We start from the raw sequence: 24414 nt of genomic DNA on the forward strand, positions 1-24414 counted from the left end.
TGTCAGGATTTCAGGTCGAAGACGGCGATCTTGCGCTTCTCGAACTTGATGCCGATTTCACCGCGCACGAGACGCAAAGCGGCGTCGCCAAACACCGCGCGGCGCCAGCCTTGCAGGGCCGGCACGTCGGCATCCTCGCCCTCCGCGGCAATGCGGTCGATGTCGTCGCTTGTCGCCAGCACCTTGGCGGCAACGCCTTGTTTCTCAGCGACGATCCGAAGCAGAACCTTCAGCAGTTCCGACGCAGCGCTCGTGCCTTCAGGTGGCTGAAACACCTTCGGCAGTTTCGGCATCTCCTCTCTTGGGCGAGCGAGCGCCGTGTTGACTGCTTCGAGCAGAGCGGTGGCCGTCGCCGAGCGCTCCCAACCCTTTGGTGTCGTACGCAGGCGACCAAGGGCATTGGCGTCGCGCGGCGCCTGTTGCGCGATCTCATAGATCGCATCGTCTTTCAGCACCCGCCCGCGCGGTACGTCACGCTCTCTCGCCTCACGCTCGCGCCAGGCCGCAACAGCCTGCACCACGGCCAGTTCCTGCGGCTTGCGCAGCCGCATCTTCAACCGCTTCCAGGCATCTTCGGGATGTGGGTCGTAAGTCTCTCGGGAGGTGAGTACCTCCATCTCTTCGTTCAGCCAATGCGCACGGTCTTCGCGCGCCAGCTGGGCTTTTAGGTGTTTGTAGACGTCGATCAGGTGTGTGACGTCGGCCAGCGCATAGTCGAGCTGCTTGTCGGACAACGGACGATGGCGCCAGTCGGTGAAGCGGGACGATTTGTCGAGACGCTCTCCCGTCACCTTCTGCACCAGTTGGTCGTAGGAGACGCTGTCGCCAAAACCACAGACCATCGCGGCGACCTGGGTGTCAAAGACAGGATGCGGAACGAGGTCGCCGAGATGGACGATGATTTCGATGTCCTGCCGCGCAGCGTGGAAAACCTTGGTGACGTTCTCATTTCGCATGAGATCGAAGAACGGCTTCAGGTCCAGTCCCGGGGCCAGCGGATCGACAAGCGCGGTGACACCGGGGGCAGCCATCTGGATCAGGCACAGCACTGGCCAGAAAGTGGTTTCGCGGATGAACTCGGTATCGACGGTAACGAATTCGGATTTGGCGAGTTCGCGAACAACCGCATCCAGTTCTTCTTGGTTTGTAATCAGATGCATCAAAATCTCTTTGGGCAACGAATGCGATCTTGTCTCGCCTGCCGGCCCGCTTCGTCAAGTCTTAGATGGACGCATTGTTGGCGTCGCCGACTTATATCAGCCTTTTTTTCATCGAACTGAAATCCGCCGATGGGAATCGCCAACGTCATTGCAGAACGGAAAGCAAAACCCTGCGCAAATGCTCTTTGACGATCTCTGTTCAGAAATACGGATGGTCCAAATGGTAACGCTGACCGTCAGCACCGACGTCGACGAAGACATCGCCGATTTGATCGGCGAGGGGCTCGATGAATACAACATCGCGAAAGGTGGGCCCTACGATGAAGAAGAGGTCTGGATCCTGGCGCGCGATGACGATGGCAGCGTCCTGGGAGGACTCAAGGGCCATATCGAATATTCCTGGATGTTCGTCGATTGGTTGTGGGTCAGCACCGAGAACCGCAAGGGCGGTCTAGGCAGCCAGTTGCTTGGCAAGGCAGAGGTCATCGCGCGCGAACATGGCTGCCTCGGCGCATATCTCGAAACGTTTTCCTTCCAGGCGCCGGAATTCTACAAGCGGCACGGTTTCGAGGAATTCGGCCGTATCGACGACTATCCTCCCGGACACGCCACTATCTGGCTGAAGAAGCGGTTCTGACGGGCTGCGGCTCCGATAAAACGGGCAGTCAGCCCGTATCGTTCTTCAGTTGGCGCGTTCACCTTGACAAAAGCCGGCTTGCATGCGCTTTTCGCGCCAATTTTTCGGGCATGGAGCACATTGCGCCGCCCGTTCGCATGAACCCCTGAAATCTTGGAATGGCAGTCCTATGCATCGTTACCGCAGCCACACCTGTGCAGCTCTCAGGAAGTCGGATGTCGGCCAGAATGTCCGGCTTTCCGGCTGGGTCCATCGCGTGCGAGATCATGGTGGCCTGCTGTTCATCGACCTGCGCGACCACTACGGCCTGACCCAGATCGTCGCCGACCCGGATTCGCCGGCCTTCAAGGCGGCAGAGACTGTGCGCGGTGAATGGGTGATCCGCGTCGACGGCGAGGTCAAGGCGCGCTCTGCCGAGACAGTCAACGCCAACCTGCCGACCGGCGAAATCGAACTGTTCGCGCGCGAGATCGAAGTGCTGTCAGCCGCCAAGGAACTGCCGCTGCCGGTGTTCGGCGAGCCGGATTATCCCGAGGACGTGCGCCTGAAGTACCGTTTCCTCGACCTGCGCCGCGACACGCTGCATAAGAACATCGTCAAGCGCACCCAGGTTATCGCAGCCATGCGCCGCGAGATGACGGAAGCCGGTTTCGCCGAGTACTCGACGCCGATCCTGACGGCTTCCTCGCCGGAGGGCGCGCGCGACTTCCTGGTGCCGAGCCGTATCCACCCCGGCAATTTCTACGCACTGCCGCAGGCCCCGCAGCAGTACAAGCAGCTTCTGATGGTGGCGGGCTTCGACCGTTACTTCCAGATCGCGCCATGCTTCCGCGACGAAGATCCGCGCGCCGACCGTTTGCCTGGCGAATTCTACCAACTCGACCTCGAGATGAGCTTTGTCACCCAGGAAGACGTCTGGAACACAATGGGTCCGCTGATGACCTCGGTGTTCGAGCAGTTTTCCGAAGGCAAGCCGGTGACCAAGGAATGGCCACGCATCCCTTATGACGAAGCGATCCGCAAATACGGTTCCGACAAACCGGACCTGCGCAACCCGATCGTCATGGAAGCGGTGACGAACCATTTCGATGGGTCCGGCTTCAAGGTCTTCGCCAACATGATCGCTTCGAACCCGAAGGTTCAGGTCTGGGCAATTCCCGCCAAAACCGGCGGCTCGCGCGCCTTCTGCGACCGCATGAACGCCTGGGCGCAGCAGCAGGGCCAGCCTGGCCTAGGCTACATCTTCTGGCGCAAGGAGAGCGACAAGCTGGAAGGTGCGGGCCCGCTCGCCAAGAACATCGGCGAGGAGCGCACTGAAGCGATCCGTACGCAGCTGGGCCTCGACGACGGCGATGCCTGCTTCTTCGTCGCAGGTGAGCCAGACAAGTTCTATAAATTCGCTGGTGAGGCGCGCACCCGCGCCGGCGAGGAACTCAATCTCGTCGACCGCGACCGTTTCGAACTGTGCTGGATCGTCGACTTCCCGTTCTTCGAGTGGAACGAAGACGAGAAGAAGGTCGATTTCGCGCACAATCCGTTCTCGATGCCGCAGGGTGGCCTGGAGGCGTTGAAGAACCAGGATCCGCTCACCATCAAGGCTTTCCAGTACGACGCCGTTTGCAACGGCTTCGAGATTGCGTCCGGTTCGATCCGCAACCAGTCGCCGGAAACCATGGTGGCAGCCTTCGAAAAGGTGGGCCTGAGCCAGCAGGACGTAGAAGACCGCTTCGGCGGCCTCTATCGCGCTTTCCAGTACGGCGCGCCGCCGCATGGTGGCGCAGCCTTCGGTATCGACCGCATCGTCATGCTGCTCGTCGGCGCGAAGAACCTGCGCGAAATCTCGCTGTTCCCGATGAACCAGCAGGCGCAGGACCTGTTGATGGGCGCTCCGAGCCCAGCAACGCTGACGCAATTGCGCGAACTCGAACTGCGCGTCACGCCGCAGAAGAAGGACGCCTGAGCGACGCAACGTACCAATCGCTAAAAAAGGCTCCGGATTTCGGAGCTTTTTTTATTGTAAAAACAGGACCTTGAGCTCAGTGCTTCGCGTGATGCTTGGGTTCGTAGCGACCGTCAGCCGTCTTGTCGAACAGCTCATTGATCTGCGGATGCCGCACCGGCTCGCCGGAATCGTCCTCGAGCAGGTTCTGTTCCGAAACATAGGCGATGTATTCGGTCTCCGAGTTCTCCGCCAGCAGATGGTAGAAGGGCTGGTCCTTGCGCGGCCGGACCTCCGCAGGAATGGATTCATACCATTCTTCAGTGTTTGCGAATTGCGGATCGACGTCGAAGATGACGCCGCGAAATGGAAACAGCCGGTGCCGAACCACCTGTCCGATCGAGAATCTGGCTGTTTTCATCGCACTCACCACACAACTTTCCATTGTTATTTGGCGCAGGAACTGCCGCAATTCAATCCTGCAGCGGCTTGCATGGGCTACCGCTAGGTTATAGGCCGACGCTAGAATTGTCGGAGTACGGCATGTCGGAAGTCATCGGTCTCGTCCTGCCGTTCTTCGGACTGATCTTTCTGGGTTTTCTGGTGGCACGCCTGACCAGGCAGCCGCTGGAGGCGCTCGGATGGATGAACACCTTCATCATCTATGTCGCTTTGCCGGCGATGTTCTTTCAGCTTCTGGCCAAGACCCCGTTCGAGAAGCTCACGGAATGGAATTTCATTCTCGGCTCGGTCTTTTCGACCTATGTCGTCTTTTCCTTGATGTTTGCCGCGTCCGTCATCCTGTCGCGCGGCGAGATCGCGCAATCGACCATCAAGGCGCTGGCGGCTGCCTATGGCAATATTGGCTATATGGGGCCGGGACTCGCATTGCTGGCTTTCGGCGAACAGGCTGCCGTGCCGGTGGCACTGATCTTCTGTTTTGAGAACATCATCCATTTCGCCATTGCGCCGATGATGATGGCATTGTCCGGGGGCGAAAAGAGACCAGCGCACGAGTTGATCGTCGATGTGGTGCGCAAGATCGTCCTGCACCCCTTTATCATCGCCACCGCTGTCGGCGTTGCAGCCGCCTATTTCCAGTTTCGACCGCCGGTGCCTGCGGAAAGGCTGCTTGTCTACCTGTCCAACGCAGCGGCGCCCTGTGCGCTGTTTGCCATGGGGGTAACGCTGGCATTGCGTCCCCTGAACCGCGTGCCCACCGAGATGCTGCCAATCGCGCTGCTCAAGCTCATCGTGCACCCTTTGCTTTGTTATGTAGTGCTGAGTGCAGTCGGCAATTTCTCGCCAGCCTGGCTGTTTTCCGCAGTCCTGCTTGCGGGCCTGCCGACGGCGACCAACGTCTTCGTCATCGCTCAGCAGTATGGCGTGTGGGTGCAGCGTGCTTCGGCCAGCGTGCTGATCACGACCTGCCTGTCGGTCGTTACGGTGACCGGGTTGCTCTATCTGATCCGCAACGGCATCCTACCGCCGGATCTGTTCCCTTAAGCCTCCGGCGAGAGCGGCGAACCCGCTGCCGGGGCGCAAGCCTTCGCGCATGAAGAAGGCGCGCAGCGGGGCAAAGCCCCCGAGCAGACCGAGTCCCGCGCCACGCGCGATCTGAGCCGGAAGCATATCCGAGAGCAGGGACATGTTGAGCAGGTTGACCGCGCCGCTTCTGGCCAGAATGTCTGGCCGGCGCTTGAAATCGTAGGCCGCAAGTGCCGAAAGAGAACCCGGATCATTCGGGTTTTTCAGAGCAACATCAATGAGATCATCGATGTCTCTGATGCCAAGGTTGAGGCCTTGCGCGCCGATAGGGGGAAAAACATGGGCGGCTTCGCCAACCAGCGCAACACGCTTTGCGGCAAAACGCAACGGCGTGGCAGCAGACAGAGGGTAAATCTGTCGACCGGGTTCAACGCTCACACGGCCAAGCATCGATTGCATACGCTCTTCAACCCTGATCGAGAGCGCCGCATCGTCGAGCGCGGCCAGTTCGTCCGCCATCTCCGGCTCGACCACCCAGACCAGGCTTGAGCGGTTGCCAGGCAACGGGACCTGGGTACATGGACCTGTCTCGGTGTGGAATTCGGTCGACACGAAACCATGGTCGACCCGGTGGCCGAAATTCAGCACCAAAGCAGCTTGCGGATAGGTTCGCGCGGCCGTCCTTATGCCAGCGGCCTCGCGTGCCGGCGATGAACGCCCATCGGCAGCAACCGCAAGAACGCCGGAAACGGATGTGCCGTCAGCCAGAGCCGCTGTCGCAGTGTCGTTTTCGAGAGACCAACTGGTGACCAGGGATTTGCGCCATTCTATTTCGGGCGAAGCTTCCACAGCCTTAGCCAGGACCGGATTGAGGACATTGTTGGGGAAGTTCAGGCCGAACTGCTCCTCATCGATCTCGCTTGCGCGGAAGGTGACGACCGGACTGCGAATGAGACGGCGCGTGGCGTCGACGATGCGCATGATCTTGAGCGGGGCGGCTACGACTCGCAATTCGTCGAGAACGCCGATCCGATCGAGCACCGCCAGTGCCGGATTCATCAGCGCCGTGGTGCGCCCGTCGGAGGCGTTGGCATCGGGGCCGACCAAAGACACTCGAAAGCCGGCATGGGCCAACCCCAGAGCGGCAATCAAACCGGCCGGGCCCGTGCCGGCGACGACGATATGGGCTTTGGTCTCTGGCATCGGCACTCGCATGGTTTTTCTGCTGGCGGATCGAAGAGTGTCCGGTGGCGGTCGACCTGCCATGAACAACGCATATAGTGCAGCAGGACTTGCATGATCAACGTGGCGATTCAGCCTATGGCCGGCCAGAGTGAGGATTTCAGCCATCTCGATCGCACTGGACGCGCCGTTGCGGGCGTCGGTCTGAAACCACGTTTCGTGGTTCTGGCGGCGCTCACCGGTGCCGTTTTGCTGGCTTGGCTGCTGCTCGCGGGAATGGCCATACGGAGCGCGCAAGCCGGTCTTGCCGGCGCGGGCAATGGGTTGCTGCAGGAACTGCCGGCAATCCCGCTGCCCGGCTTTCTGGAGCGTTTCGTTGCGCTGTGCGTGGGACCGATTCCGTTCCAGGCCTATTCCGCGAGCGAGTTCGCAGCCTTGGCAATGATGTGGTTTCTGATGGCGGTTGCGACGATGTTGCCCTCTGCTGCGCCGATGATCCGAACCTATTGTGAAATCGTGGATACGGCGTTCACTAAGGGGGAGCCCGCGGTGCATCCGTTGATGCTGGTGGCAGGCTATCTCACGGTCTGGCTCATCGCGTCATTGGCATTCGCAGGCCTGACGCTGGGATTTCGAGTGTCCACCCTGGGCGGGCAAACATTCGACCCAGCCAGCGGCATTGTGGCCGCCATGCTGCTCGGCATTGCCGGTGCATACCAGTTCAGCAGCCTGAAAGAAGCCTGTCTCAAGAAATGCCGGCGGCCGTTCTCCATTCTTTTTGCGCGCTGGAGCGAGCGACCCGAACGTATTTTCAAGTTGGGGGCAGAGCAGGGCTTGTGGTGCATCGGCTGCTGCTGGGCGCTGATGCTGGTGATGTTCGCCGTCGGCATCATGAACCTGTTCTGGATGGCACTGCTCGGGCTGTTCGCACTTCTCGAAAAACAAGTGCATGGCCACATCTCCAGCCGGATCGCGGGAGCGATACTGCTTGTATGGGCCGGCGCCCTGCTATTAGTGTCCCTGTACTAGAGGGACATGCCGCGATGACCGACCACAGCTGGGCGATGAAGGGAGAGCTCGTACTTTCCTGCAATTGCACGGTTTTTTGTCCTTGCGTCCTTTCGCTCGGCAATCACCCGCCGACGGAAGGTTACTGTCAGACCTGGGCCGGGTTCCGAATCGACGCCGGCCATTTCGGCGAGGTCGACCTTTCCGGCCTCAATCTCGGGCTGATCATGGAAATCCCAGGCTATATGAGCCGCGGCAACTGGACGGCCGGTCTGTTCATCGACAAGCGGGCGTCGATCCACGCAGTGAAGGCCTTCACCAAGATATTCACCGGCAAAGCCGGCGGCACGACTTCGTTGCTATCGATCCTGGTTGGAAAGTTCCTCGGCGTGGAGCAGGTACCGATCACCTATGAGACGCAGGATCGCACGCGTGTTTTCCAAATCCCAAAAGTCATCGATGGAGCGGTGACGCCTGTTCCGGGCAAGACGCGAGGGAAGGACACCGTGATCAGCAACTCCGAATACTGGATTGCGCCCGAGATCATCGTCGCCAAATCGGATAAGAGCCGCATGCGCGCCTTCGGCCGCAACTGGAATTTCGCTGGCCGCTCGGCCGAGATCTGCAAGCTGGATTGGCGGGGCCCGTGAAGAAGAAAACAACAGCAAAAAAGATCGCCGAGCGTATCCCGCGCCCGAAGAAGAAGGTGACGTGGCCGCAGGCGAGGGCGTTCTCCGTCCATCTGCTCACCGCATCCGGCTCGTTCCTGGCTTTCCTGTCTCTGGTGGCGGCAAGCGAGCAACGCTGGACTGCGATGTTCTGGTGGCTGGGCCTCGCCTTGTTTGTGGATGGCATTGATGGGCCGATCGCGCGCAAGCTGGAGGTGAAGGAAATCCTGCCGACCTGGTCGGGCGAACTGCTCGACAACATCATCGACTATGTGACCTACGTGCTGATCCCGGCATTCGCGCTCTATCAGCGCGGTTTCATGGGCGAGGGGCTTTCGTTCCTGTCAGCCGCCATCATCGTCGTGTCGAGCGCCATCTACTACGCCGACACCGGCATGAAGACGAAAGAGAATTTCTTCAAGGGGTTTCCGGTCGTCTGGAACATGGTGGTGTTCACGCTGTTCGTCATCGAACCGGGGCAATGGGTATCGTTTGCCGTGGTGGTGATCGCCGGCATTCTGACTTTCGTGCCGATCAACTTCCTCCACCCGGTACGCGTGGTGCGCCTGCGGCCGGTGAATCTCACCGTTACGCTGCTCTGGTGCGCATTCGGAGCGCTGGCACTGGCGCAGTCCGCGCTCGCCAACTTCTACAATCAGATCGGCGTTCTTGGCGAACAGGTCAGCGTGTTCACCAAGATCGGCATCAGCCTGACCGGCATCTACCTGTTCTGTATTGGCGGCGTCATGCAGTTCTTCCCCAATCTCGGCGCCAAGAGAGTTTGAAATGAGCAAGGCAATCCGTATCCACGCCCATGGCGGCGCCGAGGCATTGGTCTATGAAGATGCCGATCCCGGTCGCCCTGGCCCTGGCCAGATCTTGGTGAAGCACACGGCGATCGGCCTCAATTTCATCGACATCTATTTCCGCACTGGTCTCTATCCTGCGCCCAATGGATTGCCGCTGGTTCCTGGTGGCGAGGCGGCTGGCATTGTCCTCGAACTGGGCGAAGGTGTCGAAGGGCTGAAAGTGGGCGACCGCGTCGCCTACGTCATCAACACCGGTGCCTATGCCGAACAGCGTGTCATCGCCGCCGACAGGGTCGTGACGATCCCGGACGGCATCAGTGACGAACAGGCCGCCGCCATGATGCTCAAGGGCATGACGGCTGAGTATCTGGTGCGGCGCACCTTCAAGGTCAGGCCGGGCGACACGATCCTCTATCACGCAGCCGCAGGCGGGGTCGGCGTGATCCTCGGTCAATGGGCCAAACATCTTGGTGCGACTGTGATCGGCACAGCCAGCTCGCCGGAAAAGGCGGAGCTGGCGAGGGCTCATGGTTATGACCATGTCATCGACTACCGAACGCAGGATTTCGTCAGCGAGGTCGCGCGGCTGACAGACGGCCGCAAATGCGATGTCGTCTACGACTCCGTCGGCAAGGATACATTTCCCGGTTCACTGGATTGCCTGCGCCCTCTGGGAACCTTTGTCAGCTTTGGTCAATCCTCCGGCCCGATCCCGCCGTTCAATATCGCGCTGCTGGCCCAGAAGGGCTCGCTGTTTGCCACGAGGCCGACATTGTTCGTCTACAACGCCAAGCGCGAGGATCTCGAGACCTCGGCAAAGGCATTGTTCGATGTGGTGCTGAACGGCATTGTCGAAATCAAGATCAACCAGACCTATGCTTTGAAAGACGCCGGAAGAGCGCAAGCCGATCTCGAAGGGCGCAAGACGACGGGAGCAACTGTGCTTATTCCGTGAGCATAGGTGCCGTCGTCTTGCTGAAATTCTTGAAGCTCTTTCAATTTGCGTGCTGCTATCGGAGTTGAGCCGCTGCTGCCTACGATGATTGCGGGAACACAAAACATATTCGGAAAAACCGAATGGGAGGCACTGTGAGTGCACAAGAAGGTGCTGCGAACCTGCTGGAGGTTCGCGGACTGACGAAGATATTCGGCAGTCTGACGGCGTGCGACCATATCGACCTCGCCATCAAGAAAGGCGAGATCCACGCGCTCCTCGGCGAAAACGGCGCCGGAAAGTCGACACTGGTGAAGATGCTGTTCGGTTCGTTGGAGCCCCATTCCGGCGAGATCCTCTGGAACGGACAAGCGGTCAGGATGACCAGTCCGAGCGTTGCAAAAAAGCTCGGTATCGGCATGGTTTTCCAGCACTTTTCCTTGTTCGAAGCACTGACGGCGGCGGAAAACATAGCGCTTTCGCTGGATGACGGCGCGCCAATCGGCACCATTGCCGCGAAGGCGAGAGCGCTTTCCTATTCGTATGGCCTGCCGCTCGACCCGGAATCGCTTGTCGGCGACCTGTCCGTCGGCGAACGCCAGCGCATCGAGATCATTCGTTGCCTGCTGCAGGCACCGGAACTGATCATCCTGGACGAGCCGACTTCGGTCTTGACCCCGCAGGAAGCCGATAAGTTGTTCGAAACACTCGAAAGGTTGCGCGCCGAAGGCAAGTCGATCCTCTATATCTCGCACCGGCTGGAAGAGGTGAAGCGCCTGTGCGACCGCGCCACCGTGCTGCGCCACGGCAAAGTGGTCGGTCACTGCAATCCGCGCGAGGAAACGGCTGCTTCGCTAGCCCGCATGATGGTTGGCAACGAGGTAAAGTCGGCCGAACGAACGCCGATCAAACTTGATGGTGCGCAGGAATTGCTGAGCGTCTGCGGACTGAGCCGGAAGCCAGCAGGGCCGTTCTCCACGCCGCTCAAGAACATCTGGCTTTCCGTGAAGGCGGGTGAGATCCTTGGCATCGCGGGCGTTGCCGGCAATGGCCAGGGTGAATTGTTCGAAGCGCTGTCCGGCGAGGTGCAACAAGCCAGCGGAGATGCCGTGCGCATCCGAGGCAAGGACGCCGGCAAGCTGGATATCACCGGCCGTCGCCTGCTGGGCGCCGCTTTCGTGCCCGAAGAGCGGCTGGGGCATGGTGCTGCGCCTCGCATGAAGCTGTCCGAGAACCTGCTGTTGTCGCGTTACGCCACAGACGGCAAGGCATTTGTCGGCTCTGCCGGCATGGTCAGGAACGGTGCGGTCTATGAGGCCGCGCAACGCATCATCAAGGCCATGGACGTTCGCAAAAGCGCTCCAGATCCTGAAGCAGCTGCGCTTTCCGGTGGCAATCTGCAGAAATTCATCGTCGGCCGCGAATTGGATCGTCAGCCAACGGTGATGGTCGTCAATCAACCGACCTGGGGCGTCGATGCCGGTGCATCCGCCCACATCCGACAGGCGCTGATCGAACTGGCACGCTCCGGCTCGGCCGTTCTGGTGATCAGCCAGGATCTCGACGAGCTGTTCGAGATTTCGGACGCCATCGCGGTCATGCACAATGGCGAACTGTCGAAGCCGATCCCGATCGCGGAGGCGACGTTCGAGAAAATCGGCCTTTTGATGGGCGGCTCAGAACCCGGTCATGTCGACCACAAGCTGGAGACCGCGTGATGCGCCTGGAACTCGTCAAGCGCCCTCAACGCTCCGTGCTATTTTCGGCTCTGTCGCCCTTCATCGCCTTCGCGCTCACCGTGGTCGCCGGCGCGATCCTGTTTGCCCTGCTCGGCATCAATCCGCTGACGGCCTTCTACACCTATTTCATTTCGCCAATCACGGAAGTGTGGCAACTGCACGAGCTGGCCATCAAGGCGGCTCCGTTGATCCTCATCGCCGTCGGCTTGTCCGTCTGCTTCCGTTCCAACATCTGGAACATCGGTGCGGAGGGGCAGTTTGTATTCGGTGCGATCGTCGGCTCGGTCATTCCCGTGCTCTATCCCGACATGCAGGGCCCCTTCGTGCTCCCGTTGATGTTGGTTATGGGAATGATAGGCGGGGCGGTTTACGCAGCGATCCCAGCTTTCCTGAAGACACGATTCAACACCAATGAGATCCTGACCAGCCTGATGCTGGTCTATGTCGCGCAGCTTTTCCTCGATTGGCTGGTGCGAGGTCCCTGGCGCGACCCGAAAGGCTTCAATTTTCCTCAGACCGTGCAGTTCAATCCGTCCGCCGTCCTGCCGGAGCTGATGCCGATGTCGGGCCGCGCCAATCTGGGTTTTGTATTCGCACTGGTAGCCGCCGTGCTGATCTGGATCTTGATGAGCCGGATGCTGAAAGGTTTCGAGATCCGCGTGCTTGGCTCAAGCCCGCGGGCAGGGCGCTTCGCCGGTTTCTCCTTCAACCGCATGGTGTTCTTCGCCTTCATGCTTTCCGGTGCCTTGGCGGGGCTCGCCGGCATATCGGAAGTATCCGGCGCAATAGGCCAGTTGCAGCCCTCGATATCGCCCGGCTACGGCTTCACCGCCATCATCGTTGCCTTCCTTGGCCGTCTCAATCCGCTCGGCATCGTTGCCGCAGGCCTGGTGCTCGGCTTGACCTACCTCGGCGGCGAGGCGGCACAAAGTGTGCTCGGCATCTCCGACAAGGTGGCGCGCGTCTTCCAGGGCATGCTGCTGTTCTTCGTCCTGGGTTGCGACACGCTGATTCACTACCGCATCCGGCTCGTCGGCCTGGCGCCGACTCCGAAACTAGAGACTGCGCCGAAGCTCGAGGAGGCACATTGACATGGACATCACCGTCAGCATCCTCCTGACCATCGCGACCGCTGCCACGCCGCTGCTGATCGCAGCCATCGGCGAACTGGTGGTGGAACGTTCCGGTGTGCTCAACCTCGGTGTTGAAGGCATGATGGTGATGGGGGCGGTCGCCGGCTTCGGTGCCGGTTATCTGACTGGTTCGCCCTGGATCGGCCTCGCCGCCGCCATCGTTGTCGGCGCGCTTTTCTCGCTCTTGTTCGCGGTGATGACATTGTCGCTCGCCACCAACCAGGTTGCGACCGGCCTGTCGTTGACCCTGCTGGGGCTAGGCCTGTCAGGAATGCTCGGCACCGGCTTCGTCGGCTTGCCGGGTGAACGGCTGCCCAACCTCTACATCCCGCTGCTGACCGACCTGCCGGTGATCGGCAAACTCCTGTTCGGCCAGGATCCGATCTTTTACATCTCGATTGCGCTGGTGTTCGGCGTGTCGTGGTTCCTGTTCAAGACCCGTACGGGACTCACCCTGCGGTCCATTGGCGACAGCCACACCTCGGCGCATGCCTTGGGTATCCAAGTTATCAAATACCGCTATCTGGCAGTGATGTTCGGTGGCGCCTGCGCCGGCCTTGCCGGCGGTCACCTCTCGCTCGTCTACACGCCGCAATGGGTGGAGAACATGACAGCGGGCCGCGGCTGGATCGCGCTGGCTCTGGTGGTGTTCGCGTCCTGGCGGCCGCTGCGCGTGCTCGCCGGCGCCTACATCTTCGGCGCGGTCTGGATCGGCCAATTGCATGCCCAGGCTTTCGGCATTCCAATCCCGTCGCAGTTCCTGTCGTCGCTGCCATATCTCGCCACCATCGTGGTGCTCGTCATTATCTCCCGCAACAAGCGCCTCACCATGATGAACACGCCAGCATCGCTCGGGCAGGCTTTTGTTCCGGATCGTTGACAACCTGAAAAAACAGAAGCATAGCAAGGTTAATCCAGAGAGGTAACATCATGAAAAAACTACTGATTGCCCTGATGACAACGGCAGCGGCGATGTCCGTTGCCGTCTCCGCTGAAGCCGCGGACAAATTGAAGGTCTGTTGGGTCTATGTCGGCCCGATCGGCGATTTCGGTTACTCCTACCAGCACGATCAGGGTCGTCTCGCGGTCGAGAAGAAGCTGGGCGACAAGGTCGAGACCACCTATCTCGAAAACGTTGCGGAAGGTCCGGATGCCGAGCGCGCCTTCGAGCGCCTTGCGCGTCAAGGCTGCAAGTTGATCTTCGGTACCTCGTTCGGCTTCATGGACGCCGAACTGAAGGTCGCCAACAAGTTCCCGGACATCAAGTTCGAACACGCCACCGGCTACAAGACGGCGCCAAACATGGGCATCTACAATGCCCGTTTCTACGAGGGTCGCTATATCCTCGGCCAGATTGCAGCCAAGCAGTCCAAAAGCGGCGTGGCGGGATACATTGTCTCCTTCCCGATCCCGGAAGTGGTGATGGGCATCAACTCCTTCATGCTGGGCGCGCAGTCGATCAACCCGAACTTCAAGGCCAAGATCGTGTGGGTGAACTCCTGGTTCGATCCGGGCAAGGAGGCTGACGCCGCCAAGGCGCTTTTCGATCAGGGCGCCGACATCATCGTCCAGCACACCGATTCCACTGCGCCGCTCCAGGTTGCCCAGGAACGCGGCCTGCATGGCTTTGGTCAGGCATCGGATATGATCAAGTTCGCGCCGAAATCGCAGTACACCGCGATCGTCGACGATTGGGGTCCGTATTACATCGAGCGTGTTGAGAAGGTCCTGGATGGCTCCTGGAAGCCCGAGGATCGCTGGGAGGGCATCAAGACTGGCGCGGTCTTCATGGCGCCCTACACCAATATGCCCGACGACGTGAAGGCCATGGCCGAGGCCACTCAGAAGAAGATCGCCGATGGCTGGAACCCCTTCACCGGCCCGATTTCCAAGCAGGACGGCACTGCCTGGCTGAAGGAAGGCGAGGTTGCCGACGACAAGACGCTGCTCGGCATGAATTTCTACGTCAAGGGCGTGGACGACAAGCTGCCGCAGTAATGCGGGCCGGCTGGCTGAATCGAAAGGGCGCCCCACGGCGCCCTTTTTCTATTCAGCCGAACTTTGCTTGGAGAGCTGTTCAAACCGCCATGCCATGCAGATCATAGGCATCGGCGCGGTCGACCTTGACGGTGACGATGTCGCCGACGCGCAGCGGTCGCCGCGACTGGATGTGAACCGAACCGTCGATCTCCGGCGCGTCATATTTGGTGCGGCCCTTGGCGACCGTGCCATTCGCTTCATCGATGATGACGGGCAGGCGCTTGCCCACCTTCTTCTGCAGCTGCGCCGCGGAGATCTTCTGCTGACGCTGCATGAAGCGATGCCAGCGCGCCTCTTTGATCTCGTCCGGAACCTGCTCGAGACCGAGATCGTTCGAGCGCGCACCCTTCACCGGCTCATATTTGAAGCAACCGGCGCGGTCGATCCTGGCTTCGTCTAGCCAGTCGAGCAGCATCTCGAAATCGTCTTCGGTCTCGCCGGGGAAGCCGACGATAAAGGTCGAGCGAATGGCAAGGTCCGGGCAGATATCGCGCCAGGAGCGGATGCGCTCCAGCGTCTTTTCGCCATGCGCAGGGCGCCGCATGTTCTTCAAAACCTGCGGCGAGGCGTGCTGGAAGGGGATGTCGAGATAGGGCAGGATCTTGCCTTCCGCCATCAGCGGGATGACGTCGGCGACATGCGGATAGGGGTAGACGTAGTGCATGCGCACCCAGATGCCGAGCTCACCGAGTTCCTGGGACAAATCGAGGAATTTGGCGCGGACCTCGCGGTCCTTCCACGGGCTGGAGGCATATCTGATGTCGACGCCGTAAGCGCTGGTATCCTGCGAGATCACCAGCAGTTCCTTGACGCCGGCAGCGGCAAGTTTTTCGGCTTCGCGCAGCACGTCGGCAGCTGGACGCGAGACGAGGTCGCCGCGCAGATCGGGGATGATGCAGAAGGTGCAGCGGTTGTTGCAACCCTCTGAAATCTTGAGATAGGCGTAATGCCGGGGGGTCAGCTTGACGCCCTGCGGCGGCAGCAGATCGGTGAACGGATCGTGTGCCGGCGGTGCCGCTTCATGTACGGCCTCCATCACGCTCTCATAGGCCTGGGGACCGGTGATTGCGAAAACATTGGGATGTTTCTCGCGGATCAGCTCAGGGGTGGCGCCCATGCAGCCCGTGACGATGACCTTGCCGTTCTCCTTAAGTGCTGTTCCGATTGCGTTGAGAGACTCATCGCGAGCGGAATCAAGGAAGCCGCATGTGTTGACCACGACCAGATCGGCACCGTCATGCTTACGGGATATCTCATAGCCTTCCGCACGCAGCCGCGTCAGGATTCGCTCGGAATCGACAAGTGCTTTCGGGCATCCGAGGCTGACAAAGCTGATGCGGGGCGCTGCGGTCATCGTGGCGTTCCAATGGATGCGGGCCGGAACCCTTGAAGGGCCGGCCGGAAATCTCTGATTTTCTGTTGGTGCGCCTCAAGCGGCGCTCAATTCAGCGGCGCAATAGCACAGTTCCAAACTCAAGCAAACCGCACCTTGCCCGAAGGGGGCAGGGCGGGGGCAAGAGCCGCCTTGCCTCAATGCGCAGCGCCGGCAGCCTTGCCGAACCACGGGGTAAGGAACTGGAACTGTTCCGGGAACTGCTCGACCGCGCCGTCGAGCAGCATCTTGAGTGCAACGTAGAGGATGATCAGCAGGCCGATATAGGCGATCCAGCGGTAACGATGGAGCAAGCGCGCTACGAAGGAAGCGGCAAAGCCCATCAAGGCGATCGACAGGGCAAGACCGATAATCAGAACCGTCGGGTGCTCCATCGCGGCACCGGCAACGGCAAGAACGTTGTCGAGCGACATCGATACGTCGGCGATGACGATCTGCCAGGCAGCCTGGGCAAAGGTCTTGCGCGCAGGCCCGGAGGTCGCTTTTCCGCTGTCGATATCGTCCAGAGCCTCGGTGGCCTCATGTTCTTCTTCATGCGTGACGCGCAGTTCCCGCCACATCTTCCAGCACACCCACAGAAGCAGCAGGCCACCGGCGATGAGCAGCATCGGGCCGATCGCAAGCAGCCATTGGGTGATCAAGGCGAAGATGATGCGCAGCACGGTGGCTGCGCCGATACCAACGAGGATCGCCTTCTTGCGCTGGTCTTTGGGAAGTCCAGCCGCAGCAAGGCCGATCACGATCGCATTGTCACCGGCCAGAACGAGATCGATGGCGATGACTTGAAGGAGGGCCGAGAAACCAGCTGCGGTGAAGATTTCCATCGAAGGGAGCGCTCCTCATCGGGTTTTGTAAATTTGGCCCTACGTGGATCAGTCTGTGGCGTCAAGCATCGCTTGTCGCGCCACCGCAGATATCTGCAATCAAAGAGTGGATACCGTTGACGCTGGGAACAGGAAAGCGCTAAAGCCGGCACATCAGTGAGTTTGGCGCAGCCAGGGCAATGCCTCGCTATGAGCCGAACTCTGGAGGGATGGCCGAGCGGTTTAAGGCACCGGTCTTGAAAACCGGCGTGGCAGCGATGTCACCGTGGGTTCGAATCCCACTCCCTCCGCCAAAATTTCTTCCGTCTCGTTAGCCATCCTAGGCTGCTTCCTGGAATCTAATTGCTCGATCAAGCACCAACGCGATCAAGGCGCCCGCCGCCATTCCGCCACAATCTCGCCAGGTTCGAACCATAGTCGGTTAAGAGGCTGATAAGCAATTCCTGCGCAAAAATGGGGCTCTGGGGATCGAGGCGTCGGACAAGCTTGTCATACGAAGCGCTTCGGCTTCGCCTGTGTTTGAGTAGCGTCGCCGTTGTTCGGAGGGGACAGTTCCAGCATGCCAAGTTCGGCGCGTCTTCGTCGCATCTCCACCTATGTGCTGTTGGCCGCCTCGGCCGGTCTTCTCGCTGCCTGCGCGTCGCCCCAACCTAAAAGCATGGTGAGCAAGAAACGCTCCAAGGAGTATTTCGCCGAATCCGCCTATGGCGTGAAGGCCAGCCCGCGTGTCGCCATGCGACGCGGAGGAGGGCGAGACCAAGTCGGCAAGCCGTATCAGGTGCGCGGCAAATGGTACTATCCAAAGGAAGAAAAGCGCTACTCCAAGACCGGAACGGCTTCCTGGTACGGCGAGGCCTTTCACAGCCGCCTGACCGCCAATGGCGAAGTCTACGACCTGTCGCAGCTCACCGGCGCTCATCCCACCATGCCTTTGCCGAGCTATGCGCGTGTCACCAATCTCGACAACGGCAGCTCGGTCATCGTGCGTGTCAACGACCGCGGCCCCTACCATGAAGGCCGCCTGATCGATCTGTCGAAACGCGCAGCAGACATGTTGGGTTACTCGAAAATCGGCACCGCCCGGGTCAAGGTTGATTATGTCGGCCGCGCGCCGCTCGAAGGCAATGACGATTCCTATCTCCTGGCCTCCTATCATCCTGGCAACAAGATGCCCGACCCGTCCGACGGCCTGCCGACCGGTGTGATGGTGGCCATGAATGGTTCGATGCCAACTGCACCTTTGAGTGCCAGCGCCGCCGCGGTTCCGTTCCCCGGGCAGTTGACGGATGTGTCTTCGTCGCCCGAGCCGACCCCGGCCACGCAACCCGTCGGCGTCGACGGTGTCGCGCTTCCGGACGTTGGGCCGATCGCACCGTCACGGCCAGACATTGCCGTCAATCCGAAATTGCCGTTCGAAATGGCCAGCCTGAACTATGCCGCTGAGCGCTCGGAACGTTCCGCTGCTGCCTTCGCGGCGCTGGAAGGCCCCGCAGCCGCTTTGGGCAACTGGAAGCTGCCCGAGGATCCATCCGACGACTATGTCGCCGCCGGCACGTTCGACGACGCAAAGCAAGCAAAACAGGTGGCGGCGGCACTGAAAGCCTATGGCCGCGTCGAGATCGACCAGGCCAAGCTGGACGGCAAGGACTGGTATTCGGTCAACCTCTATCAGGATGGCCGCATGAGCCTCGACAACATGCTGGAGGCTGCCTGGAGTCACGGCGCGCCGGACGCCTTCGCCGTTCGCGACTGAGCAGGTCGCCGTTCGGAAGTCGCCTGTTGTTCGTTCGCCTGCACGATTGATCCGTTGCAGGCGATCCTGATAACGTCGCAATATGATTGCTAAATCCCGCTTTTCTTCTGTTCTGGCCGGCCTGCTCGGCCTTGCTCTGTTGGCGCTTTCGACATTGCAGGCGGCAGCGCAGCTGTTCGAAACCAAGGCGGCGACGGCTTTCATGATCGACGCCGAGACCGGGACGGTGCTGTTTGCCAAACAGGCCGACAAGCCGATCCAGCCGGCATCGCTTGCCAAGCTGATGACGCTCGAAATGGCTTTTAGTGCGGTCAAAAGCGGCCGCATGACGCTGGACGACACTTTCGTGGTCAGCGAGAACGCCTGGCGCAAAGGCGGCGCGCCATCTGGTACCTCCACCATGTTTGCTGCACTCAAATCCTCGATCCGGCTCGAGGATCTCATGAAAGGCATAGCCGTTCAGGCAGCCAATGACGGCTGCATCATCATCGCGGAGGGTTTCTCCGGCTCGGAAGCGAACTTCGCCCAGCAGATGAACGAGCGCGCTCGCCAGATCGGCATGCCGATCTCGACCTTCGTCAATGCCACCGGCCTGCCTGCAGAGGGGCAGAAGACGACGGTGCGTGAGATGACGCAGCTGGCATCGCGTCTGGCACGCGAATATCCGCAATTCTATCCGTATCTCGCTCTCAAGGACTTCACCTGGAACAAGATCACCCAGCGCAACCGCAATCCGCTGCTGGCCATGGATATCGGCGCCGATGGCTTTGCCGTCGGTGCCAGCGAACAGGACGGCTTCGCCATCGTCGGTACACTCAACCAAGGCGGCAAACGGGTGATTGCTGCGATGAGCGGGCTGGCCAACGACCGCGAGCGCTCCGAGGAGGCCCGAAAGCTGCTGGAATGGGGATTGCGCTCCTTCGAAAAGACCGAAATTTTCGCGAAAGAGGAGGTGATCGGCGAGGCGTCCGTGTTTGGAGGCGCCAAATCGAGCGTGCAACTCAAGGCCAAGGGTGCGGTGGATCTACTTCTGCCGATTGCCAACCGTGACAAGGTAACCGCGCGCATCATCTATAACGGCCCGCTGCCAGCGCCTGTCGAAGCCGGCCAACCGGTCGGGACGCTGCGCGTCTGGATCGGCGACACGATGAGTCAGGAAACCCCAGTATTCGCCGCAGAAACAGTAGAAGTCGGCTCCCTGCCGCGTCGCGCCGCTGACGCAGTCAAGGAACTCGCTATCGGCTGGCTGCGGTGAGGTCGCAGCGGCAACGCCGATAAACTTTTCCCGGAAAGTGCACGAATTCTTGTGTTGGGCTCCAGCCTCGCGTTGTGGACCTTTCCGCCGGCCCGCTTTATGAGTGAGGTGATCGGCAAGATGCATTGGGGCACCGCGCGTCCAATCGGACGCGCAAAGGACGCTCCAACACCTCTGAGTCTGCGCATCGTGCTTACCGAAAATCGGTTCCGATTTTCGGGCCGATGCGCTAGTCCTCTCGTCGCAGCGACGTCGGATACCTATGTTGGACGTCGGGGTCACAACCGAGGCGCAGTGTTTGGCGAACGGATTCTTCATCACATTCGAAGGCGGCGAGGGGGCCGGCAAGTCGACGCAGATCAAGCGTTTGGCCGAGCGATTGCGCGCCAAGAAATATGATGTCCTGGTCACCCGCGAGCCAGGTGGGTCGCCGGGTGCTGAGGCCGTAAGGCACGTTTTGCTGTCAGGTGCCGCAGAATCCTTCGGGCCGAAAATGGAAGCACTGCTGTTCGCCGCGGCCCGCTCTGACCATGTCGAGCAGGTGATCCGGCCAGCTGTGGAGCGTGGTGCGATTGTTCTGTGCGATCGCTTCATCGATTCCTCGCGGGTCTACCAGGGTGCCACCGGCGGCCTGGAACCGATCTTCATCGACACGCTGCAACGTGTTGCCATCAATGGCATGGTGCCGAATCTCACCCTCATCCTCGACATCGATCCGGAAGAGGGGCTGCGCCGCGCAACGGCACGCCGCAATCCCGGCGAAACGCCTGATCGCTTCGAGAAGGAAACGCTGGCTATTCATCAGCAGCGCCGCGATGCCTATCTGGCCATTGCCAAAGCCGAGCCCAGGCGCTGCGTGGTCATCGATGCATCCGGTGACGCCGACACGGTCGAACACTCTGTGACAGACGCCGTTTTTGCGATGTTGGACAAGGCCAAGCTCGCAAAAACCAACCACAAGGCGACGGCATGAGTTTCGAGCGGCTCGCGCCCGAACAGCACGATACGCTGGACGACATACCCGAGCCCGCGGAGAACCCGCGGCTGGTTGGCCATCGAGACATCACCGCGGCGCTCGCATCAGCCTACGGCAATGGCAAGCTCCCACATGCCTTGATGCTGTGTGGACCCGCAGGCATTGGAAAGGCCACGCTTGCTTTCCACCTTGCGCATCACCTGTTGAAACATCCAAACAGCAGGCAGGCACCGGAAACGTTAGCCATTCCCGATCCCGCATCGGGGCTTTTCCGGCAGATCGCGATGGGCGCGCACCCATCCGTGCTTCATCTGACCCGGCCGATGAATGACCGAACCAAAGCGTTCAAGAGCGTGGTGACGGTGGACGAGATCCGCAAGGTCGGACAGTTCCTGTCGATGACATCGCACGATGGTGGCTACAGGGTCGTGATCGTCGACCCGGCCGATGACATGAATACAAACGCTGCCAATGCGTTATTGAAAAATCTTGAGGAGCCGCCTGCACGCACGCTGTTCGTCCTGATCGTCCATGCTCCGGGCAGTCTGCTGCCCACCATCCGCTCGCGCTGCCAGGTGCTCAGGCTGGCACCGCTCGGTGGGCAGGATCTGATGGCGGTGCTCGACGCGATCGGGCAGGCGATCCCGGATGATGCCGCCCAGCGCGCGGCGCTCGCAGAGCGGGCAGGGGGCAGTGCCCGTGCTGCCGTTCTGCTCACGCAATATGGCGGGCTGGAAATTGCTGCGGCGCTCGAAAAACTGGCCCTGGCGGGCAGGGTGGACGTCGCCACCGCCCATAAATTGGCTGAAACGGTGGCAGGTCGCGACCAGGCGATACCTTTCGAGACCTTCAATCGCCATGCCCTGGAGTTGTTGTCGGGCGCGGCAAGCTCATCCGCCATCGCTGGAGACCTCGGACGCGCCAAACTCCTGTCCGACACTTGGCAAGACGCCCAGCGCGCTATATCTGAAACCGAGACGTACAATCTCGACAAGAAGCAGCACGCACTCACGATGATCGACCGCCTGAATTCTGCGATGCGAATGTGACGGCCTTCCCGGGATGGCTTTCGCCATGCCGATGCGATATCCACGCCACAACTTCCATTCAGACATTCATGACGGCCCACCATGTCCCGTGAGAAATTCTATATCACCACTGCGATTTCCTATCCGAACGGCAAGCCGCATATCGGCCATGCCTACGAATTGCTCGCAACAGACGCACTTGCCCGCTTCCAGCGGTTGGACGGCAAGGACGTCTTTTTCCTGACCGGGACCGACGAGCACGGCATCAAGATGCTGCAGACGGCCAAGAAGGAAGGAATCACGCCTCGCGAACTGGCAGACCGCAATGCTGCCGAGTTCCGGCGCATGGGGCAGGCGCTCAACGCATCGAATGACGATTTCATCCGCACCACGGAAGAGCGTCACCATGCCTCTTCACAGGCCATCTGGAAGGCGATGGAGGCCAATGGCGACATCTACAAGGGTGGCTATGCCGGCTGGTATTCGGTGCGCGACGAAGCGTATTACGGCGAAGAAGAAACCGAGGTCCGTGCCGACAACGTCCGTTATGGTCCGCAAGGCACGCCTGTGGAGTGGGTCGAGGAGGAAAGCTATTTCTTCCGCCTCTCTGCCTACCAGGACAAGCTGCTGGCGCTCTATGAGAACCAGCCCGACTTCGTCGGCCCTTCCGAGCGCCGCAACGAGGTGGCCTCCTTCGTCAAATCGGGACTGAAGGATCTCTCGATCTCGCGCACCACCTTCGACTGGGGCATCCCTGTACCCGGCGACGAAAAACACGTCATGTATGTGTGGGTGGACGCACTCACCAACTACATCACCGCAGCCGGCTATCCAGACACCCAAGCTCCATCCTGGGGCTACTGGCCGGCAACGCATATCATCGGCAAGGACATCGTGCGTTTCCACGCCGTCTACTGGCCAGCCTTCCTGATGTCTGCGGGCATCGAGCTGCCGAAGCGCGTATTCGCCCACGGCTTCCTGTTCAACCGCGGTGAGAAGATGTCGAAATCGGTCGGCAACGTCATCGATCCGTTCACGATGGTCGATCACTACGGCCTCGATCAGGTCCGTTATTTCTTCCTGCGCGAAGTGCCGTTCGGCCAGGACGGCAGCTACAGCCACGAGGCGATCGTCAACCGCACCAATGCCGACCTCGCCAACGATCTCGGCAATCTGGCGCAGCGTTCGCTGTCGATGATCGCCAAGAATTGCAATGGCGTGGTGCCGCAGCGCGGCACTCTTGTCGAAGCCGACACGGCCATCCTCGAACAGGCAAGTGCGGCTTTGGCGATAGCGCGCAAGGCAATGAGCGAGCAGGCCATCCACCAGGCGCTGGCCGCGATCTTCACGGTGGTCGCTGACGCCAACCGCTATTTCGCGGCACAGGAGCCTTGGGCGCTGAAGAAGACCGATCCGGCACGCATGGAAACGGTTCTGTGGACGACGGCCGAGGTCATTCGGCGGGTCGGTATCCTGTGTCAGCCCTACATACCGGGATCGGCCGAGAAGCTGCTCGATACGTTGGCGGTCGCTGCAGATAGACGCGATTTCGAGCACCTGACCGACGTACATGCACTTGTGCCCGGCACAGCGTTGCCGGCGCCCCAGCCGGTGTTCCCACGTTATATCGAACAGCCGGAAGCGACAGCCTGATGCTGGTCGACAGCCATTGCCATCTGGATTTTCCGGATTTCGCCGAGGAGCGGGCGGCCATCGTTGCCCGCGCCCTCGCAGCCGGCGTCGGTCGTATGGTCACGATTTCAACGCGTGTAAAGCGTTTCCCGCAGATCCTTGAAATCGCTGAGACTTTTGATGAAGTCTTCTGCTCCGTCGGCACCCATCCGCACAATGCGGCCGAGGAACTCGACATCACGGCGGAAGAGCTCGTTCGGTTGGCCGAACACCCGAAGGTAGTCGCAATCGGTGAGGCCGGTCTCGACTATTTCTATGATAAGGCACCACGAGACGCACAGGCGCAAGGCTTCCGTGTGCATATCGCAGCCGCCCGCCAGACCGGACTGCCGCTGGTCATCCACGCGCGCAATGCCGACGACGACATGATCGCGATCCTGCGGGACGAGACAGGGAAGGGCGCCTTCCCCTTCATCCTGCACTGCTTTTCCTCCGGCCGACGGCTGGCCGAGGTCGGCGTGGAACTGGGCGGTTATGTCTCGTTGTCCGGCATCCTGACCTTCAAGAATTCGGCCGAGCTGCGGGAAATCGCCAAGGACGTGCCGCGTGACCGGCTGTTGGTGGAGACCGACGCGCCCTATCTTGCGCCCGTGCCGCATCGCGGCCAGCGCAACGAGCCGGCCTATGTCGCCGACACGGCACGGGTTCTGGCGGAAACGATCGGCGTTAGCCAGGACGAAATCGCTCGCATCACCACCGGCAATTTCTTTCGCCTGTTCTCGAAAATGCCGCGACTGGCGCAACAGGGCGGATGAT

22 protein-coding genes and 1 tRNA gene are annotated in these 24414 nt (G+C 60.4%); 18 read left to right on the forward strand and 5 right to left on the reverse strand.

Annotated features, from left to right (window positions below; genetic code table 11):
* Positions 1-2: 2 nt before the first annotated feature.
* Positions 3-1160: a ribonuclease D gene (rnd, locus tag L4923_RS01445; protein ID WP_239361536.1), complete on the reverse strand. Its 1158-nt coding sequence runs from the start codon at positions 1158-1160 to the stop codon at positions 3-5.
* 220 nt (positions 1161-1380) lie between these two features.
* Here rnd and L4923_RS01450 point away from each other — a divergent pair, with 220 nt between their 5' ends.
* A complete protein-coding gene (locus L4923_RS01450) occupies positions 1381-1797 on the forward strand; it encodes a GNAT family N-acetyltransferase (RefSeq protein WP_239361537.1) in 417 nt (138 codons plus the stop codon).
* 169 nt (positions 1798-1966) lie between these two features.
* Positions 1967-3757, forward strand: a complete 1791-nt coding sequence (gene aspS, locus L4923_RS01455) for an aspartate--tRNA ligase (protein ID WP_239361539.1) — start codon at positions 1967-1969, stop codon at positions 3755-3757.
* Between the two features lie 76 nt (positions 3758-3833).
* Here aspS and hspQ read toward each other — a convergent pair whose 3' ends face one another.
* Complete coding sequence (hspQ, locus tag L4923_RS01460) at positions 3834-4157, reverse strand: heat shock protein HspQ (protein ID WP_239361542.1); 324 nt, start codon at positions 4155-4157, stop codon at positions 3834-3836.
* 122 nt (positions 4158-4279) lie between these two features.
* Here hspQ and L4923_RS01465 point away from each other — a divergent pair, with 122 nt between their 5' ends.
* Entirely contained in the window at positions 4280-5242 is a 963-nt protein-coding gene (locus tag L4923_RS01465; protein ID WP_239361543.1) for an AEC family transporter, read from the forward strand.
* Here the strand turns inward: L4923_RS01465 and L4923_RS01470 are convergent.
* Positions 5219-6427 carry a UbiH/UbiF family hydroxylase gene (locus tag L4923_RS01470; protein WP_239361544.1) on the reverse strand — a complete coding sequence of 403 codons (1209 nt, stop codon included), beginning with the start codon at positions 6425-6427 and terminating at the stop codon, positions 5219-5221. The genes L4923_RS01465 and L4923_RS01470 overlap by 24 nt on opposite strands.
* A 93-nt stretch (positions 6428-6520) precedes the next feature.
* Here L4923_RS01470 and L4923_RS01475 point away from each other — a divergent pair, with 93 nt between their 5' ends.
* The 8 genes from L4923_RS01475 to L4923_RS01510 all read left to right on the forward strand — a co-directional run bounded on the left by L4923_RS01475 (position 6521) and on the right by L4923_RS01510 (position 14695).
* Complete coding sequence (locus L4923_RS01475) at positions 6521-7435, forward strand: DUF2182 domain-containing protein (protein ID WP_239361545.1); 915 nt, start codon at positions 6521-6523, stop codon at positions 7433-7435.
* Positions 7436-7449: 14 nt separating this feature from the next.
* Positions 7450-8064: a DUF1326 domain-containing protein gene (locus tag L4923_RS01480; protein ID WP_239361547.1), complete on the forward strand. Its 615-nt coding sequence runs from the start codon at positions 7450-7452 to the stop codon at positions 8062-8064.
* A gap of 35 nt (positions 8065-8099) precedes the next feature.
* Positions 8100-8867: a phosphatidylcholine synthase gene (gene pcsA, locus L4923_RS01485; protein WP_425530900.1), complete on the forward strand. Its 768-nt coding sequence runs from the start codon at positions 8100-8102 to the stop codon at positions 8865-8867.
* Position 8868: 1 nt separating this feature from the next.
* On the forward strand, positions 8869-9846 hold the full coding sequence (locus L4923_RS01490; RefSeq protein ID WP_239361549.1) for a quinone oxidoreductase family protein: 978 nt from the start codon (positions 8869-8871) through the stop codon (positions 9844-9846).
* A gap of 122 nt (positions 9847-9968) precedes the next feature.
* Positions 9969-11543, forward strand: coding sequence for an ABC transporter ATP-binding protein (locus L4923_RS01495; protein WP_239361552.1), 1575 nt, complete (start codon positions 9969-9971; stop codon positions 11541-11543).
* A complete protein-coding gene (locus tag L4923_RS01500; RefSeq protein ID WP_239361554.1) occupies positions 11540-12655 on the forward strand; it encodes an ABC transporter permease in 1116 nt (371 codons plus the stop codon). The genes L4923_RS01495 and L4923_RS01500 overlap by 4 nt, the downstream gene beginning before the upstream one ends.
* 1 nt (position 12656) lies before the next feature.
* On the forward strand, positions 12657-13577 hold the full coding sequence (locus tag L4923_RS01505) for an ABC transporter permease (protein ID WP_239361559.1): 921 nt from the start codon (positions 12657-12659) through the stop codon (positions 13575-13577).
* Between the two features lie 50 nt (positions 13578-13627).
* Positions 13628-14695 carry a BMP family ABC transporter substrate-binding protein gene (locus L4923_RS01510; RefSeq protein ID WP_239361560.1) on the forward strand — a complete coding sequence of 356 codons (1068 nt, stop codon included), beginning with the start codon at positions 13628-13630 and terminating at the stop codon, positions 14693-14695.
* A gap of 79 nt (positions 14696-14774) precedes the next feature.
* On the opposite strand, the gene rimO is transcribed toward L4923_RS01510, so the two are convergent.
* Both rimO and L4923_RS01520 read right to left on the reverse strand, forming a co-directional pair.
* Complete coding sequence (gene rimO / locus L4923_RS01515) at positions 14775-16091, reverse strand: 30S ribosomal protein S12 methylthiotransferase RimO (protein ID WP_239361561.1); 1317 nt, start codon at positions 16089-16091, stop codon at positions 14775-14777.
* Positions 16092-16267: 176 nt separating this feature from the next.
* On the reverse strand, positions 16268-16954 hold the full coding sequence (locus L4923_RS01520) for a TerC family protein (RefSeq protein WP_239361563.1): 687 nt from the start codon (positions 16952-16954) through the stop codon (positions 16268-16270).
* A 203-nt stretch (positions 16955-17157) separates the two neighbouring features.
* Here L4923_RS01520 and L4923_RS01525 point away from each other — a divergent pair.
* The 7 genes from L4923_RS01525 to L4923_RS01555 all read left to right on the forward strand — a co-directional run bounded on the left by L4923_RS01525 (position 17158) and on the right by L4923_RS01555 (position 24413).
* Positions 17158-17247: transfer RNA gene (locus L4923_RS01525), tRNA-Ser, on the forward strand.
* A 266-nt stretch (positions 17248-17513) separates the two neighbouring features.
* A complete protein-coding gene (locus L4923_RS01530; protein WP_239361564.1) occupies positions 17514-18707 on the forward strand; it encodes a septal ring lytic transglycosylase RlpA family protein in 1194 nt (397 codons plus the stop codon).
* An 82-nt stretch (positions 18708-18789) separates the two neighbouring features.
* Positions 18790-19962, forward strand: coding sequence for a D-alanyl-D-alanine carboxypeptidase family protein (locus tag L4923_RS01535; protein ID WP_239361565.1), 1173 nt, complete (start codon positions 18790-18792; stop codon positions 19960-19962).
* Between the two features lie 298 nt (positions 19963-20260).
* Positions 20261-20935 (forward strand): dTMP kinase, encoded by a 675-nt coding sequence (gene tmk, locus L4923_RS01540; protein ID WP_239361567.1) that lies wholly within the window; start codon positions 20261-20263, stop codon positions 20933-20935.
* The gene (locus L4923_RS01545) at positions 20932-21987 is read left to right on the forward strand and encodes a DNA polymerase III subunit delta' (RefSeq protein WP_239361570.1); all 1056 of its coding nucleotides are present in this window, start codon (positions 20932-20934) and stop codon (positions 21985-21987) included. Before tmk ends, L4923_RS01545 begins: the two co-directional genes overlap by 4 nt.
* Positions 21988-22068: 81 nt before the next feature.
* A complete protein-coding gene (metG, locus tag L4923_RS01550; protein ID WP_239361573.1) occupies positions 22069-23619 on the forward strand; it encodes a methionine--tRNA ligase in 1551 nt (516 codons plus the stop codon).
* Positions 23619-24413 carry a TatD family hydrolase gene (locus tag L4923_RS01555; protein WP_239361575.1) on the forward strand — a complete coding sequence of 265 codons (795 nt, stop codon included), beginning with the start codon at positions 23619-23621 and terminating at the stop codon, positions 24411-24413. Before metG ends, L4923_RS01555 begins: the two co-directional genes overlap by 1 nt.
* Position 24414: the final 1 nt, after the last annotated feature.

The organism is Terribium retamae (genome assembly GCF_022347545.1).
Lineage (GTDB): Bacteria > Pseudomonadota > Alphaproteobacteria > Rhizobiales > Rhizobiaceae > Mesorhizobium > Mesorhizobium retamae.